This window comes from Empedobacter sp. GD03861 (genome assembly GCF_029840885.1).
Taxonomy (GTDB): Bacteria; Bacteroidota; Bacteroidia; order Flavobacteriales; family Weeksellaceae; genus Empedobacter; species Empedobacter falsenii_B.
In genome coordinates this window covers 1-15,647 of sequence record NZ_JAOCDJ010000007.1, presented here as the reverse complement: position 1 = coordinate 15,647, position 15,647 = coordinate 1, and the positions used below count along the sequence as shown (strand labels likewise).

Sequence of the window (15,647 nt, the reverse complement as noted above, 5' to 3'; positions counted from 1 at the left end):
TGCCTATATTTACTCTATCAATCATCAGGAGTTTCTGAAAAATCAGAACACCAACCGAGCCAAAACCGCGCTACGGTGGTATAGAATGAGGGCAAACGCCAAAATAAAAGGTTATTCTCCACTCTATCCTGTTGTTTTTATCATTAAAAAATTAAAACAATGGAAAATCTAAAAAATGAATTTGTCGTATTATTTCGTGAATTAACTGACAACGAATTAATCGAACGCTTTAATCAAAATGTAGGAACAGTTCTTGGAATTCTGCAAGAAGATGTTATGTCAAAACATTATTCAACGAATTACAATACCGTAATTTTGATTGCACAACCATAGAAAGAGGAAACACATTTTCGCTTCAACATCATGTAATATTAGTTGAAAATAGATTAGAATATTTAGATTAAACATAAAAAAAGGAAAACTTGAAACAAGTTCTCCTTTTTATTTTATGGTAGATAATATTACTTACTCTGCTCTTTTATAAAATCATTAATCGTAACATTTAATCGTTTATTTCGGATATCTTTTTCAAAACGAATTGGTTCAGCAACACGTTCAGCACAGTCTTTCATACCACAATTTTCACACGTAACCGCAACTTCTTTTACAGGAATTGAGGGATCATTCATAAATTTCACTTTACGTTGAGCTGATTTGTACAATACACCAATCGTTACGCTTCGTAAATAATTTGGATTGAATGGATCTTTCGTTGCAGAAGAAATTACATAATATTTTTGATTATTATTGAACGGATACAACGAAATTTGTGCAGAAATCTCATGATGATCATCTTGATGTTTTTCCAATTCTTTCAAAACATTTAACGAAACCCAACGACGACAATAATGCTCATCCGTTTCATTTGCTTGTGGCGATTGTTGTTGATTAAGATGAAGTTCTTTCGTTAATTTATATGAATTTGAACCAACTTTTGCTGACAAACGCAAGAAAAACAAATCACGAATATTAAAATGTTTGGGTAACAAATTTGTCATTCGTTGATAAACCGTTTCAGGTGATTCGGTATATTTTCCAAGAATTTCTTGAAATTTAGACAAATCATGATGCTCTATAGCAAACAAATTCTGCATATCCTTCAACAGTTTTTCTTCTGGTAACAACAAAGCTCCAGCAAAATAAGATGCATAAAAATTGTTTAACAATTGATCAAAATTATCAAAACTTGCCCACGAAAATGTATACAAACGTTCCTTCAAATCAAGATAATTATAGCCTAATTCTTTCGCTAAAATAAATCGTTTTTGATCATTGTCAGAATTAATATTGATATACAACAGCTTTTTCTCTTTGATAAAAATAGAACGTAATTTCGCTAAATCCTTCCCTCCTAACGAAGTGAAATCTTCATAAAGAATGGTATAATTATATTCTTCTTTCAGAATTTCTTCCATCGTTTCATTTTTTACAAAATCTTCTGATTCAATCAAATATTCTTGTAAAAAACTCTTTGCAGATTTTTCAATTTCAGGGAAATAATTATCATTTGCTTCCTGAAAAGACCTCAACGAAGCCAAGAAAAAACTTTCGCGTGTAAGATTGTAATTATTACCTATTTCAATCAACGTAGAAATGAACGCATTTACCTTCATTGGTGCGTTAGAAATGATCTCAATTAAATCTCTTTCTTCAATTCCGAAGAGTTCCAAAGGAATTTCTTGCAATAAATTTGATTGTAGAATCTCAGCGACTGGCGCTAAATTCTTATCCAATTTTAAAGAAACTATCTCATCATAAGGAATTTCCAACGCTTCGGCAAGAGCAACAATTTTATCAGTTTTTGGATATTTTTTACCTTTTTCGATCTCATTCAAATACGATTTCGAAAGTCCAGTTAACTTAGATAACTTAAACAACGACAAATCTTTAGCCGTTCTTAATTGTTTTAGTTTTAACCCAAAAATTAATTTAATGTATTCTTCTTGCATAATTTTTTCAAAAATATTTGGTAAATGTAAACGAATTTTTATAATTTAGCGAACGTTCGCTGGAAGTAAAATTCCGCTCGAATAACCAAAACCAAAATTACAACAAAAACACAAAAAAATGGATACTATTACAAGTGAATTAAAATTATCGCAGAATAAGCTGGATAGTTATCCAGATATTTTGACAACCGAAGCGGTTAAATTTTTAACAGCTTTACACAAAAATTTCAACGAAAGACGTTTAGAACTTTTGGCGAATCGACAAGAAAGACAAATCTTTTTTGATTTGGGTAATTTTCCAACTTTTTTGTCAGAAACAAAAGAAATCAGAAATAGTGATTGGACATCAGCTCCTATTCCAGCTGATTTACAAGACAGACGCGTTGAGATAACTGGTCCTGTTGACCGTAAAATGGTAATTAACGCGTTAAATTCTGGCGCTAAAACATTTATGGCCGATTTTGAAGATAGTAATTCTCCTACATGGGATAACAATCTTCAAGGACAACAAAATTTAAGAGATGCTGTAAATGGTACTATTTCATTCGAAAATAATGGAAAAAAGTATCAATTAAACGAAAAAACTGCTGTCTTGCTTGTAAGACCGAGAGGTTTACATTTGAATGAAAAGAATATCATAATAGATAAACAAGAAATATCAGGCTCACTATTTGACTTTGGTTTATATTTTTTCCATAATGCACACACGTTACTTTCCAAGCAAAGTGGGCCTTATTTCTATCTTCCTAAATTAGAACATCACCTAGAAGCACGCTGGTGGAACGATGTTTTTGTTTTCGCACAAAATTATTTAAACATTCCACAAGCTACGATTAAAGCTACAGTTTTGATCGAAACTATAACAGCTTCTTTTCAGTTAGATGAAATTATTTACGAATTAAAAGACCACATCGCAGGCCTTAACTGCGGTCGTTGGGATTATATATTTTCTTATATCAAAAAATTTAAGAAACACCCAAATTTTATTGTTCCAGATCGTTCACAAGTTACGATGACTTCGCCTTTTATGGCTGCATATTCGCAAGCAGTTATCCAACGTTGTCATAAACGAAACATACATGCAATTGGTGGAATGGCTGCTCAAATTCCGATTAAGAATGATGAAAAAGTCAATGAAATTGCCTTTGAAAAAGTGAAGAATGATAAACTTCGCGAAGTAAAAAATGGACACGATGGAACGTGGGTTGCGCATCCTGCTTTGGTAAAAGTCGCAAAAGATATTTTTGACGAATATATGCCACAAGCTAATCAAATTTCCAATAAGCGAGAAGATGTTGTAACAACTGCCGAGGCTTTGTTAGAATTGCCAAAAGGAACAGTTACAGAACAAGGAATTAGAGACAATATTAATGTCGGAATTTTATACATCGAAAGTTGGTTATCTGGAAAAGGAGCCGCAGCTTTATATAACTTAATGGAAGACGCAGCAACAGCAGAAATCTCTCGTACGCAGGTTTGGCAATGGTTAAGCCAGTCGATTACGTTAGAAAACGGATGCGAATTTAACAGTGACAAATACAAAAAATTAAGAGCCGAAGAGGTTCAAAAAATAAAAAAATTAGTTGGTGAGGAAAACTATTTGAACGGAAGATTTGAAGAAGCTATTTCAATCTTTGACGAATTAGTTTTATCGCACAAGTTTACCGAATTTTTAACATTAGAAGCCTATAAGTATATTGATTAAGCCCTTATAACCAGACACACACAAAAAGAAATACACACACAACACACATTCATAAACAAAACACAAAAAACACAATTATGAGCAATCAAGAAAGAATTCAAAAGATTCGGCAGGATTGGGAAACTAATCCACGCTGGACAGACATTGTTCGTCCTTATTCAGCAGAAGATGTTATTCGATTAAGAGGTTCTTTGGACATCGATTACACTTTAGCAAGATTAGGTGCTAAGAAACTTTGGGAAGGTTTAAATTCGAAGCCATTTATGGCGGGTTTAGGCGCTTTGAATGGTAATCAAGCCATACAAGAAGTGCAAGCTGGTTTGGATGCAATCTATCTTTCGGGATGGCAAGTTGCTGCAGATGCAAATCTTTCGGCAGAAATGTATCCAGATCAATCATTGTATCCAGCCAATTCGGTTCCAATGGTGATAAAACGTATTAACAATGCGTTGCGTCGTCGCGATGAAATACAATCTGTTACCGAACAGGGAAACATTGATTATATGGTACCAATTGTTGCCGATGCAGAAGCTGGATTTGGAGGAAACTTGAATGCTTATGAATTGATGAAACAAATGATAGAAGCTGGTGCTGCTGGCGTTCATTTCGAAGATCAATTGTCATCAGCCAAAAAATGTGGTCATCTTGGAGGAAAAGTTTTAGTTCCAACACAAGAAGCAATTAACAAATTGGTTGCAGCTCGTTTAGCAGCAGATGTTTGCGGCGTTCCTACTCTATTGGTTGCAAGAACTGATGCAGAAGCTGCGAATTTGATTACTTCGGATATTGATGAAAGAGATCAACCTTTTATTATACAAGGAAGTAGAACTTCTGAAGGTTTTTACAATGTGAGAAATGGTTTGGAACAAGGAATTAATCGAGGTTTAAGCTATGCGCCTTATGCTGATTTAATTTGGATGGAAACATCTAATCCAGATCTTGGAATGGCAAGAGAATTTGCACAAGCGATTCGAGAAAAATATCCAAATCAGATGTTAGCCTATAATTGTTCGCCTTCATTTAATTGGGCAAAACATTTAACAGAAGCTCAAATGGAAACATTTCGCGAAGATTTAGCTGAAATGGGATACAAATTCCAATTCATCACTTTAGCAGGTTTCCATGCGATGAATACCTCTATGTTCGAGTTATCACGTGCATACAAAGCCAAAGGAATGGCGGGATATTCGGCATTACAAGAAAAAGAATTTGCGTTACAAGAAGAAGGTTTTGCAGCTGTAAAACACCAATCTTTTGTAGGAACACAATATTTCGATTACGTACAAAACACAGTGCAACAAGGCATTTCATCTACTACAGCTATGGCCGAAAGTACGGAAGCCGCACAATTCTAATACATACTTTTCAATTAGAAAGGACGTACCGCAACTACGTCCTTTTTTATCTTAATTAATTTTACTAATTACAAAAACTTTTCCATTCATTTCGAAAGTATCTTGTTCCGATTTTCCAACCAAGATTCTAGCCAAAGGAGTTTGAGTTGATAGGACAAATATCTTTTTATTCTCGAAAATAATTTCCCCAAAACTACACGCCATACAGAAATTTCCCATCGTAGTTTCAACATAACTACCTAAACCAATGGTTTTGTTCTCCACAATTTTTATTTTAGAAAACACGTCTTGCTGAATTAAAACTTCATTCAATTGATTTTGAATTCGAGTAATTTCCTGTTGCATCATTTCGCGCGACGTTTCATACTTATCACCCATACTACTTTTAGTATCGTTGTTTGAAGCACGTAAATCGTCAATCAAACCATTCAAATACGTTATTTTATCTTCGATTTGTTGTGCTATAAATTGATATAATTCTGCTTTCATTTCTTTCAATTAAATTGTTTGAGGCTTATTCTTAAATCTCAGCATGTAAATGGTTCCCAAAAGACAGATAAATGCCGAAACATAAATCACCATCGGAATGCGATCCAAATAATCCTGAAAATACCAACCCGCACACAATGCTCCAAGTCCTATCCCCGCTTCCATCGCAATATACATTGTTGCCATCGCCTTTCCACGTTCATCAGGTTTACTAAAATCTATCGTCCAAGCATTTAGTGCAGGTGAAAGAATTCCGGTTGAAATGCCATACATCAACCCCCCTAAAATCAACCCTATTTTTGCATCAATAGAAGCCAAAAGTACCAATGCAATAATCAATAAAACTAAGCCTAATTTTATCACCAACACACGCCCTTTTTGGTCAGATATCTTACCTGCAAAGAAACGAACCATCATAGATGATATTGTAAATAACATAAAGAAAACCCCTTTATTTTGAAAACCTAAATGTTCGGTCCAATCTGGAATTAATGTCAATATAGAACCATAAGCAACATACGAAAGAAACGTAATCAATGCCGCTGGCAAAGCTTCTTTTGCAAAAACATCTTGCTTCGAAATCTTTAATAATCCGAACGAAAATTTTTGTTTATTTTGCAAGGTCTCTTTCATATTGAATAAAATCAATATCGATAATAATGCAAAAAACGAAGACGTAAAAAACATCACATTAATCGATGTATATAATGTAATTGTACTTCCCAATGCAGGTCCAATTGCCATTCCGATACTGAAACAAATTCCGTGCAAGCCCAATGCTTCGCCCCAACGTTCGCGCGGAATAATATCTGCAATATAAGCTGCTGTTGCAGTGGGTTTGAAACCTGTCGAAAAGCCGTGTACCAATCTCAAAAATAAAAAACCTGAAACGGTTGTTAAAACAGGATATAAAATTCCGCACACAAAACAGACAATAGAACCGACTGCCATAATAGGTACCCGCCCCACTTTATCGGTTAATTTTCCACTAAAAGGTCTCGAAATTCCCGCTGTCAAGGTAAATAATGCAATAATAAATCCTTTGTATTCTGCTCCTCCCATGCTGCTTAAATAAGCAGGTAGCTCGGGAATCATCATATTAAAACTCGCTGAAAACAACAACGAACTCAAACACATTAAAATAAAATGGAGATTATAAACGGGATCTAAATTTAATTTTTTATTAATGGCAGAAAACATAACGGATTTTTTGCAAAGGTAATTTATCTTAACCGAAACAAACTACACAATCCAAAAGTATTACTTGTTACAAAAAATTACTACATCATTCAACATTGTTAGCCGATATTTCATTGATTATATTCATGAAATTTCTTATTTAAGAACTACTTAGTTGATATGAAAATAACTTTTACATTAGAATACAGTTAAAATACCTTATTGTATTTAATTACTTACTAAACAATTCTTATTTTTGCTATATCAATTCTACTACCCTAAAAAAACGATCTGACCAACTATTATTTTCAAGCATGAAAAACTATGAAAACCTAAAAGAGACCTTGTCTTTTTATGGCGTAAATTGTAATAAACTATATTATATCTCATCAGGAAATCCAATTTTTGCGTTTCCTGAAAGATCTTTTCGAATCGACTTTTATGCATTTTGTATTTGTTTATCTGGCTCGATAGAAGTTGAGATAGATTCTCAGAAATATTTTATTACTCAAAACGAATTCTTGATTTCTGCTCCTTCTACTGTTTTGAAAATTCTAGATACTAACTCTAATTTTAGAATGAAATTGTTGTTTTTTGAGAAAAACTTTCTCCTTAAAAACATTTCTAATCCTTTCTTTATTGATAAACTTAATTTGTTTACACATCAAAACTTTACAGTTTGTAAGGCAAATAAAAAAGATGCGAATCATCTTTTAATGTTAATCAATTATCTTCAAGAACAACGAGAAAGAAATGTTTTGTTCTTAGAAGATATTATTCGATCGATTATTTTTACTTTACTTCTTGAATCTGCCTCTATAATTGCTGAACAATATTCAAAAGAAAATAAAAATTATTCCCGCGAAATCAACACTCTATTTTGTAAGTTTACACAACTTGTTCAAGAAAATGTTATCGCTCACAAAGACGTACAGTTTTATGCAGATCAATTGTTTATTACAAATAAATATTTGATTCACCTTGTAAAAAAAGCAACTAAGAAAACTCCACATGTTATTATTGACGAGTATTTATTAAAAGAAGCGTATGTTTTGCTTGGCTACTCAGAGAAAACAATTGTCCAAATAGCATTAGATCTAGGTTTCAACTCTTCTTCATCTTTTGGTCGGTTTTTTAAAAAATACACTTCAATTTCTCCTCAACAATATAGAAAACAACAACATATATAAAAAAAGAAATTTGGGATACAAATGACGAATTTCGGGATACTTTAGAAAAGTAATAAAGCGTAATTTTATTCTAGAATCTTAAAATAAATAATTATGGATAAAGTTACTTCAAAATTTGACAACGTTTTAAATCATTCTACTATCTACGGAAATATTGATCATCAACCAGATGCAAGTAAAGAAACACCAAGAAACACTCCAGAAAAATCTTATCCCTTCTCTGATCAAATAGGAAATTACCAACGCAATAAAGGAATTCCTACAAAATCTTATAAGGACAGTAAGGTATATATTGTGGGAAGTGGTATTGCAGGTTTAGCTACTGCCTATTATTTTATTAGAGACGGACATTTCACTCCAGAGAATATCACATTTATAGAACAACTTCAGGTAGAAGGAGGTTCGTTAGATGGAGCTGGAAATGCAAAAGATGGTTACATAATTCGAGGAGGTCGAGAAATGGATTGTACCTACGAGAATTTATGGGATATTTTCCAAGACATTCCTGCATTAGAGTTACCAGAACCTTATAGTGTTTTAGACGAATATAGATTAGTAAATGATAATGATTCTAATTATTCTATTGCACGTTTAATTCATGAAAAAGGGAAAGTAAAAGACTTTAGTAAATTTGGTTTGAATAAGAAAGATCAATTAGCTATTATCAAACTTTTGTTAAAGAAAAAAGAAGAGTTGGATGATATAACAATTGAAGATTATTTTAATCAATCATTCTTAGAAAGTAATTTCTGGACATTTTGGCGTACAATGTTTGCCTTTGAGAATTGGCATAGTTTACTAGAATTCAAATTATATATGCATCGCTTTTTACATGCGATTGATGGTTTAAATGATCTTTCTTCATTGGTATTTCCTAAATACAATCAATACGACACTTTTGTTACGCCATTAGGTAAATGGTTAAAAGAAAAAGGAGTAAAAATTCAGTTAAATACACTGGTTAAAGATTTAGATTTATTAATTAATACAGAAGGAAAAGTAGTCAAAGGAATTATAACAGAACAAGATGGACAAGATGTAATTATTCCTGTCACACCAAATGATTATGTTATTGTAACTACTGGTTCTATGACTGAAGATACTGCGTATGGAGATAATACAACGGCACCAGTTTTAGCGATAGATAATAATACTAGTGGTCAAAGTGCAGGGTGGAAACTATGGAAAAACCTTTCTGCTAAATCTCCTGTTTTTGGTCGTCCAGAAAAATTTTGTGGGAATATTGAAAAATCTTCATGGGAATCTGTTACTTTAACTTGTAAACCTTCTGCATTAGTAGAAAAACTAAAAGAATATTCTGTTAATGATCCATATTCAGGTCAAACTGTTACAGGTGGAATTATTACCATTACAGATTCTAATTGGTTAATGAGTTTTACGTGTAATCGTCAACCACATTTTCCTACACAACCAGATGATATTTTAGTACTTTGGGTTTATGCATTATTTATGGATAAAGAAGGAAACTACATTAAGAAAACAATGCCTACTTGTACAGGAAACGAAATCCTAACAGAATTATGTTATCATTTAGGAATTGAAGACCAAATAGACGACGTTATTGAGAATACAATCACTCGTTCTGCTTATATGCCTTACATCACATCTATGTTTATGCCTAGAGCAAAAGGAGACCGCCCACAAGTAGTTCCAGATGAGTGTAAGAATCTAGGTTTAGTAGGTCAATTTGTAGAAACCAATAACGATGTAGTTTTCACAATGGAAAGTTCTGTTCGTACCGCACGTATTGCAGTTTATGAATTACTTAATTTAAATAAGCAAGTTCCAGACATTAATCCATTACAATACGACATTCGTCATTTATTAAAAGCAACTAAAACGTTGAACGATGATAAACCATTCATGGGTGAAGGTTTATTGAATAAAGTTTTAAAGGGAACTTATTTTGAACATATTCTACCTATTGGATCAGATTCACCACAAGAGGAAGAAGAAAAAGAATCTTTTCTATTAGAACAATTTGGTAAATTCAAAGAATGGGTAGGACATTTTAGAGGTTAAAATCACTATCAGTTCAATACTGATTATCAATAGTATTAAAAACAATAAAGGCTTCTAAATCACTAAAGATTTAGAAGCTTTTTGAGTATTATTATATTTTTTTCTATTTAAAAACTATACCAGCTTTTATTAATAAATAATTAGCTATAGTGATATTTTTTCAAATTTAGTTCCAGTCCAACGATAAAAGCTATCTGATATAGGATGATTTCCAGTATTGTAATATTCAGGTATACTCTTTTTTAATTTTTCTATAGATTGCTTATTATTAGAACCTATTATAAAAACTAAATCTCTATTTGGAATAGCTACAATAATATCTCCATCTACTTTAAAATTATCCTTTGTCCAAAGAGTATTCAGAAGAATAAGATTTGCCTCATAATCTCCACCCGCTATAAGTCCATATTCACCATTTTTTCCAACTTTTTCTATCTTAGGAATAATGTTATTTAAATTACTTCTTGCAAAATCTAATAAAGTATCTTTTTTTATGTTTAGCTTTTCAAATTCGTTATTATTGAAATAATTAAATCTATTTCCCTTATCTTCTGCATAAATAATTATCAAGTCTTCATTATAGTTTTCCCATATTAAATCAGGCGTCTCAATTCCACTTCTTTTTAGTTCTTCGAAGTAACTTGATGGTTTTATTATTGGAATGATTTGATTAATATTTATTTCTTCTTTCTTTTCATATAAACTTCCTGAAGAATTTACATATCGTTCTATTATCTCATTAAGTTCTGTTGGGCTAAGATTATATTCTTTAAAAGAATTATCTAAATAATGCGTAAATTCTTCATTTTCAAACTTTGAAATTATCACAAGAGGTTCTTTTATTTCAAAATTTACCGTTGGATATTGCTCAGATATTTTCTCTAAATATTTATTCGTAAATTGTTTATCAGTCAATTTTTCTACTTCTGAAGTACAAGCAATCATTAAAAAACTTAAAATTAATTGTAGAATTTTTTTCATATTATTTTGCGTAACTATAATTCCCCAATATACACACTATCTCAACCACTCCCAACACCCCACAAAAAAAGCTCTTATCAAAGAGCCATTTGGTTAAAAAACTGTTTTAGATAATAGAATTTATTTCCAAACTTAATATAAGGAATCTTATTCGTTTTCCTCATCCTATACAACGTTTTGTCACTCACGTTAAGCAAACTTTTTAGGTCTGCGTTATCATAGAATTTCTGATTTTCTTCTAATAGTAGAAAAGTTTTTTGGAATTCTATCAGCAGGAGCTTCATATCCTTTAATGCCTCTCCATCGTTTTGTAAAAATAAATCATTTTTCATATATTTAGTTGATGTTAAGATGTACTAATTTATAAAATAAATACTTAATAACCAAATATTTACCAAACAAACAATATTCCTTTACACGAAATCTAGCTATCACCCTACTTTTTGTAGAGTACTCAAATCGATTATGTTCGACAATAAACCAATGTATCGTTGAACAGTTTTAGGATTAAAACCATAAATACAAGCAAGGTTCTCCCAGAATTTTACACCAAACATAAAGTTGAAAAAAAAACACATATTCACTTTGCAAAAAAAATACCACATAGAAACATAGAACCAAATGATTTTGCTTTCCAATTAGTAGTCTACCTATTCGTATTTTCAACTAATCTTTATAAGCCATCACAACTAAAACTATGTTTCTATGTGGTCAAAATAAATTTGAACAACATCTATAAAATTCTATTTTCGATACGATTCTTCTTCACTCTTCTACGCCGTTAAACAAAGTATTGTACCGAAAAATCACTCCAATCAACGAACTTCATTTTACTACTACCTCACTACTACCTTTACACAACCATATACTCGCCAAGATAAATACTGGTACTCGCCATAGCCTTTGTTTCACTATTCAGAAACGCCCAAAAATTCACTTTTTTGCCATTGTAATACGTTGGTAAAGTAACATCTATAATCATAGAATCACGAGTTACAACATTCTGAAACACTTCGAACGAATTTAGTTCCTCGCAATAACAAACAAGATTCACAAAATCCGAAGGTTGCGCATTGCCTTGCCCAGAATTATCTTCCCAATTCATTTGGAAACTATCCCCACCTGCCGTCTCTATCGTAGGTTGTAAAAAGCCAACCAAATCGCCTTTCGACACCAATACACGCTCTAATACAATAACAGGTAAACCATTCTCCATTTCCAATGCATTGTTCAGCATATAAGAAGTCGCGATGTTGTAGCGCGATTTTAGCCCGACTCTATTCCCAAAATATAAATTAAGAATAAGACGAATTGGTTGCAAAAAACCAATAATTTTCTTAAATTTGATTTGTTGCATCAATTGCAAATCAGTAGGTTGGCTTTTAGATTTTTTTGGCAAACTACGGATAATGTCTTTGCCGCGCCAATTAACGCCTACTACAGTTCCTACTTTTCCTGAGAATCCACCAAGGATTCCTTTTTTAATTTCTGCCATAATTGCAAGTTTTTATTGTTAATATTCATAAAGTTAGCAACAGAAACAACACCATTTACAAAAACACAATTTTGTGCCCGCATTTGCCCTGCTCTGCCCGCATTTGTCCACTTTTGTCCAGTTGCTTTTTACACAATAATAGTAATATAACAAAATAAAAACCTCGCTAACCTCCTATTTATAAGAGCTAGAGAGAAGTTGAATTTTTGGTCAATTTTGGTCTTGTTCGACCATTGTTCGACCATTGTTCGACGAATCTTCGGAAAAACGGCATTCTCGTCGAAGAACGGTCGAAGAAAACACGAACAAAAGTGGGAGGAAATTGAAATTGTAAAAATAAAATGATGCAAGAATACTTTGTTTCGCTATCCATACATTCATTATTACATTCTACATCAAATTACTTCGTGATACATGAATATTGTTTTTATAAGTATCTTATTTACAAAAAAATAATTATATTTGCTTCTAATTTTACGAAATGCGGATATAGTTGATTTTTTACGAAACAAAAGCTAGATCAGTTTCGTGAAAAAACAATGTTGGCAGACATTTTGGAAAATCGTGCTGCAAACAACAATCACTTAAAATAATAAATTATGAAGTTAAAGTTGTTAATAATCTTTTTGACGTTACTAAAAAATATTTCATATTCACAACCAAAAGACACAATTTACGGCAAAATAAAGTCCATTAGAGAACAACTTCTATTTTTAGATGAAAATCGACAAAATAGAAAACTATTCAGTACCGAAGGTGATTACGGACATAATGGTTTTTTAAGCGAAGAATATACAAAAAGAAGATTTAATATTTGGTGGTATCAAACTTATTGGGTTCACTATATTAATTACTATAAAGAATTTGACATCAACAATAAACTATTAAAAGTCATATGGTATTATAAAGACCAGACGATTTTAAATTCTTGTGAAAACGAATATGATAAAGAGGGTAAGTTAGTAAATCAAAAATTTAATTCTTATAAATTTTCAAATACAACTAATCTTTATGATAAAAACAATAATTTGATTTTATCAAAAAATATTGATTCGGATAAAAAGTATTAACGTTACAAATTTATAAAAAAAAAACAAATCGGAATAACATTAATTGCTATTCCGATTTGTATAAAGTGTAATTTAAAATATTATCTTAATTCTCCAATTAATGGCACTTGTTCTAATAAGGCTTGACGTATAGTGTTTTCAAAATACATTTCCGCTTGGATGAATTTAGCAGCTTCCACAGGTGTAATAACTTTTGACATTTTTTTATAAGTTGAACCCCATAAAGATGTCATTTCTTTTTGAACATCAAGAGCATTTTTCATTATAGCATTGATGCTTTCTGGTGTATAATTCTCGTAATTTTCAGCGTATTTTGTAATGTTTTGAATACGTTTTAAACCAATGGCTCTTCTGCTGTTTTCATAGGTTTCGTATAATTTCCAAAATTCAGCAGCTTTCGATTCGTCAACTTTCATATAATTTTCAATCAACGTTCTTTTTTCAATACCAAAAGCGTTTTGAAAGATAGCTACTTCATCTTTTACAGTTTGTGAAAATAATGGCAATGCAATTAAAGCAAATACTAAGGATAAAATAAATTTTCTCATTTTTTAGTTGTTTTAATGTTAGTTTTAATAAGATATAATCAAAAATATTTTTCAAATATATAAATAAAATCAATACTGTCCTAAATAAATTTTAGGTTTCACAAATTTATTAAATCTATTGAGTTTATTGACCGAAAAACTCAATAATCAGAACAAAACCCCTTGTATAGTAATTTCTTGCTTTTGAAAGTGTTCTTCAAATGGTTTATCGAGCCATTTTTGGAGTTCAATTTTCACAAATAAATTGAGTCTAATAAATGCCACTAAATTTGATAAATGCCAATTATACCGAGCCATTGCTTTTAATGCTTTAAGGACAAGTATTGTTATTAAAGCTGTCCATATTTGTATCATTACTGCATTTTGTGTTGTTCCTACAAAGGATTTTATATGTAATAATTGTTTTATTTCTCTAAAGAATATTTCTACTTGCCAACGGCTTTTATACAGTTCACTTATGGTATTTGGCGACCAAATGAATTGGTTTGTGATGAGTTCAATAGTTTGGTGATTTTGTTCATTCCAAACCACAACGCGTCTCAATTTCTTTGGATATTTATCTTTTGATGTTTGATTTTTCAATTCAATTATTTCATCCTTTAGGATGTGTTGATGCGTTTTTTCAGGCAATTCATTTTCTTTTATAGTGAGATATTGAAGATTTTCTTTATGTCTAATTACAAAGAAAACATTTTTGCTGTCCCAAAGGTTTAGCAGATAAAAATCATTATAAAAACGGTCGGCCACAATAACACTGCCTTTGATTAAAGGCACGTCGTAAGCTCCTTTATTGTCGGCTGTTTTGCCATCTGTAATATTGATATAGGATGGCAGATTACCATCATAATCAAGCAATGTGTGCATTTTTACAGCGCCTTTTGCAGTCTTGTATTTTGCCCAATCAAACAGACTTAAACACATTGATATCGTGGTGGAATCTAAAAGAAATATTTTGCTCTTAATTTTAAATTTTACTTGCTTGAACTTGGCTTGCTGTCCTAAAGAATTTAATAGTTCAAAATAATACGATTTAAAGAGTTCCCAATCTCGATGCTTGTTTTGATAACTTATAGTTGATTTTGACGGAGCGCGCTCAACTCCTAAATGATTTAAATTTCCAGTAGCAGAACGAAGTCCGTTACTAATATCACGTACAGATTGACTCTTAGCAAATTGACAAAATAGCATTGAAACTAAATGCGTCCAAGATGAAAAACCCTTTTGATGCTTATCGGTTTGTTTTTCTTTTACAAGTTTGTTAAATTTTGAACGATCGAGTTTACTAATAATTTGAGAAAACAATGTTACATTTGTCATAAGAAAGGATGGTTTTTTGGTCAACCTCAAAGATAATCTTTGAGTTAAAAACTTCCTTTCTTTATTAAATCGTTTTGGACGCTATTGATTTTGAATATGTATTTGATGACAAAAAAAATTGGATTGAACAAACAAAATCAATTAATGGAAAAAAATTATATGTTTGGAAAAGAGAAATAAAATACTTTGAATAAAAACGTCAGCCAACACACGTTTGGCGCAATTGCGAATTTTGTAGTAAATTCACGTTCACGTTTCGCAAGAAATTTTATCTTTAACAGAAAATAATCAGTTCCGAAATTCGCAACTGACGCCAAGCGTGGGAA

At 31.6% G+C, this 15,647-nt stretch carries 14 protein-coding genes and 1 riboswitch; of the genes, 6 read left to right on the top strand and 8 right to left on the bottom strand.

Going from position 1 to position 15,647, the window contains the following annotated elements; translation table 11 throughout:
- Positions 1-16 precede the first annotated feature (16 nt).
- Positions 17-116, top strand: a riboswitch (SAM-I-IV-variant riboswitch).
- A gap of 43 nt (positions 117-159) precedes the next feature.
- Positions 160-333: a hypothetical protein gene (locus tag N5D03_RS05510; protein WP_181816318.1), complete on the top strand. Its 174-nt coding sequence runs from the start codon at positions 160-162 to the stop codon at positions 331-333.
- Positions 334-461: 128 nt separating this feature from the next.
- On the opposite strand, the gene N5D03_RS05505 is transcribed toward N5D03_RS05510, so the two are convergent.
- Positions 462-1,949, bottom strand: a complete 1,488-nt coding sequence (locus tag N5D03_RS05505; protein ID WP_125349236.1) for a helix-turn-helix transcriptional regulator — start codon at positions 1,947-1,949, stop codon at positions 462-464.
- Positions 1,950-2,067: 118 nt separating this feature from the next.
- Between N5D03_RS05505 and aceB the strand changes: the two genes are divergently transcribed.
- Both aceB and aceA read left to right on the top strand, forming a co-directional pair.
- Positions 2,068-3,654 carry a malate synthase A gene (gene aceB / locus N5D03_RS05500; RefSeq protein WP_280051114.1) on the top strand — a complete coding sequence of 529 codons (1,587 nt, stop codon included), beginning with the start codon at positions 2,068-2,070 and terminating at the stop codon, positions 3,652-3,654.
- A 77-nt stretch (positions 3,655-3,731) separates the two neighbouring features.
- Entirely contained in the window at positions 3,732-5,009 is a 1,278-nt protein-coding gene (gene aceA, locus N5D03_RS05495) for an isocitrate lyase (RefSeq protein WP_257468114.1), read from the top strand.
- A 51-nt stretch (positions 5,010-5,060) separates the two neighbouring features.
- Here aceA and N5D03_RS05490 read toward each other — a convergent pair whose 3' ends face one another.
- Together N5D03_RS05490 and N5D03_RS05485 are read right to left on the bottom strand one after the other, a co-directional pair.
- Positions 5,061-5,498, bottom strand: coding sequence for a hypothetical protein (locus N5D03_RS05490; protein WP_280051112.1), 438 nt, complete (start codon positions 5,496-5,498; stop codon positions 5,061-5,063).
- 9 nt (positions 5,499-5,507) lie between these two features.
- Positions 5,508-6,698, bottom strand: coding sequence for an MFS transporter (locus N5D03_RS05485; protein WP_115001158.1), 1,191 nt, complete (start codon positions 6,696-6,698; stop codon positions 5,508-5,510).
- 293 nt (positions 6,699-6,991) lie between these two features.
- Between N5D03_RS05485 and N5D03_RS05480 the strand changes: the two genes are divergently transcribed.
- Both N5D03_RS05480 and N5D03_RS05475 read left to right on the top strand, forming a co-directional pair.
- A complete protein-coding gene (locus N5D03_RS05480; protein ID WP_125349232.1) occupies positions 6,992-7,867 on the top strand; it encodes a helix-turn-helix domain-containing protein in 876 nt (291 codons plus the stop codon).
- Positions 7,868-7,960: 93 nt separating this feature from the next.
- Positions 7,961-9,910: an oleate hydratase gene (locus N5D03_RS05475; protein WP_125349231.1), complete on the top strand. Its 1,950-nt coding sequence runs from the start codon at positions 7,961-7,963 to the stop codon at positions 9,908-9,910.
- 144 nt (positions 9,911-10,054) lie between these two features.
- Here N5D03_RS05475 and N5D03_RS05470 read toward each other — a convergent pair whose 3' ends face one another.
- From N5D03_RS05470 to N5D03_RS05460, 3 genes are all read right to left on the bottom strand, one after another.
- Positions 10,055-10,891: a DUF1444 family protein gene (locus tag N5D03_RS05470; RefSeq protein WP_115001159.1), complete on the bottom strand. Its 837-nt coding sequence runs from the start codon at positions 10,889-10,891 to the stop codon at positions 10,055-10,057.
- A gap of 77 nt (positions 10,892-10,968) precedes the next feature.
- Complete coding sequence (locus tag N5D03_RS05465) at positions 10,969-11,175, bottom strand: helix-turn-helix domain-containing protein (RefSeq protein ID WP_115002105.1); 207 nt, start codon at positions 11,173-11,175, stop codon at positions 10,969-10,971.
- A gap of 569 nt (positions 11,176-11,744) precedes the next feature.
- The gene (locus tag N5D03_RS05460; RefSeq protein ID WP_115001161.1) at positions 11,745-12,386 is read right to left on the bottom strand and encodes a DUF6266 family protein; all 642 of its coding nucleotides are present in this window, start codon (positions 12,384-12,386) and stop codon (positions 11,745-11,747) included.
- A 599-nt stretch (positions 12,387-12,985) separates the two neighbouring features.
- Here N5D03_RS05460 and N5D03_RS05455 point away from each other — a divergent pair.
- Entirely contained in the window at positions 12,986-13,456 is a 471-nt protein-coding gene (locus tag N5D03_RS05455) for a hypothetical protein (protein WP_089770025.1), read from the top strand.
- An 80-nt stretch (positions 13,457-13,536) separates the two neighbouring features.
- Here N5D03_RS05455 and N5D03_RS05450 read toward each other — a convergent pair whose 3' ends face one another.
- Positions 13,537-14,004 (bottom strand): hypothetical protein, encoded by a 468-nt coding sequence (locus tag N5D03_RS05450; RefSeq protein ID WP_280051111.1) that lies wholly within the window; start codon positions 14,002-14,004, stop codon positions 13,537-13,539.
- Between the two features lie 147 nt (positions 14,005-14,151).
- Positions 14,152-15,321 (bottom strand): IS4 family transposase, encoded by a 1,170-nt coding sequence (locus N5D03_RS05445; protein ID WP_280051110.1) that lies wholly within the window; start codon positions 15,319-15,321, stop codon positions 14,152-14,154.
- Positions 15,322-15,647: the final 326 nt, after the last annotated feature.

Coding starts and splice junctions, on each gene's coding strand:
- N5D03_RS05455 (WP_089770025.1), top strand. CDS start 12,986: ATGAAGTTAAAGTTGTTAATAATCTTTTTGACGTTACTAAAAAATATT.
- aceB (WP_280051114.1), top strand. CDS start 2,068: ATGGATACTATTACAAGTGAATTAAAATTATCGCAGAATAAGCTGGAT.
- N5D03_RS05485 (WP_115001158.1), bottom strand. CDS start 6,698: ATGTTTTCTGCCATTAATAAAAAATTAAATTTAGATCCCGTTTATAAT.
- N5D03_RS05480 (WP_125349232.1), top strand. CDS start 6,992: ATGAAAAACTATGAAAACCTAAAAGAGACCTTGTCTTTTTATGGCGTA.
- N5D03_RS05450 (WP_280051111.1), bottom strand. CDS start 14,004: ATGAGAAAATTTATTTTATCCTTAGTATTTGCTTTAATTGCATTGCCA.
- aceA (WP_257468114.1), top strand. CDS start 3,732: ATGAGCAATCAAGAAAGAATTCAAAAGATTCGGCAGGATTGGGAAACT.
- N5D03_RS05505 (WP_125349236.1), bottom strand. CDS start 1,949: ATGCAAGAAGAATACATTAAATTAATTTTTGGGTTAAAACTAAAACAA.
- N5D03_RS05475 (WP_125349231.1), top strand. CDS start 7,961: ATGGATAAAGTTACTTCAAAATTTGACAACGTTTTAAATCATTCTACT.
- N5D03_RS05460 (WP_115001161.1), bottom strand. CDS start 12,386: ATGGCAGAAATTAAAAAAGGAATCCTTGGTGGATTCTCAGGAAAAGTA.
- N5D03_RS05490 (WP_280051112.1), bottom strand. CDS start 5,498: ATGAAAGCAGAATTATATCAATTTATAGCACAACAAATCGAAGATAAA.
- N5D03_RS05470 (WP_115001159.1), bottom strand. CDS start 10,891: ATGAAAAAAATTCTACAATTAATTTTAAGTTTTTTAATGATTGCTTGT.
- N5D03_RS05510 (WP_181816318.1), top strand. CDS start 160: ATGGAAAATCTAAAAAATGAATTTGTCGTATTATTTCGTGAATTAACT.
- N5D03_RS05465 (WP_115002105.1), bottom strand. CDS start 11,175: ATGAAGCTCCTGCTGATAGAATTCCAAAAAACTTTTCTACTATTAGAA.
- N5D03_RS05445 (WP_280051110.1), bottom strand. CDS start 15,321: ATGACAAATGTAACATTGTTTTCTCAAATTATTAGTAAACTCGATCGT.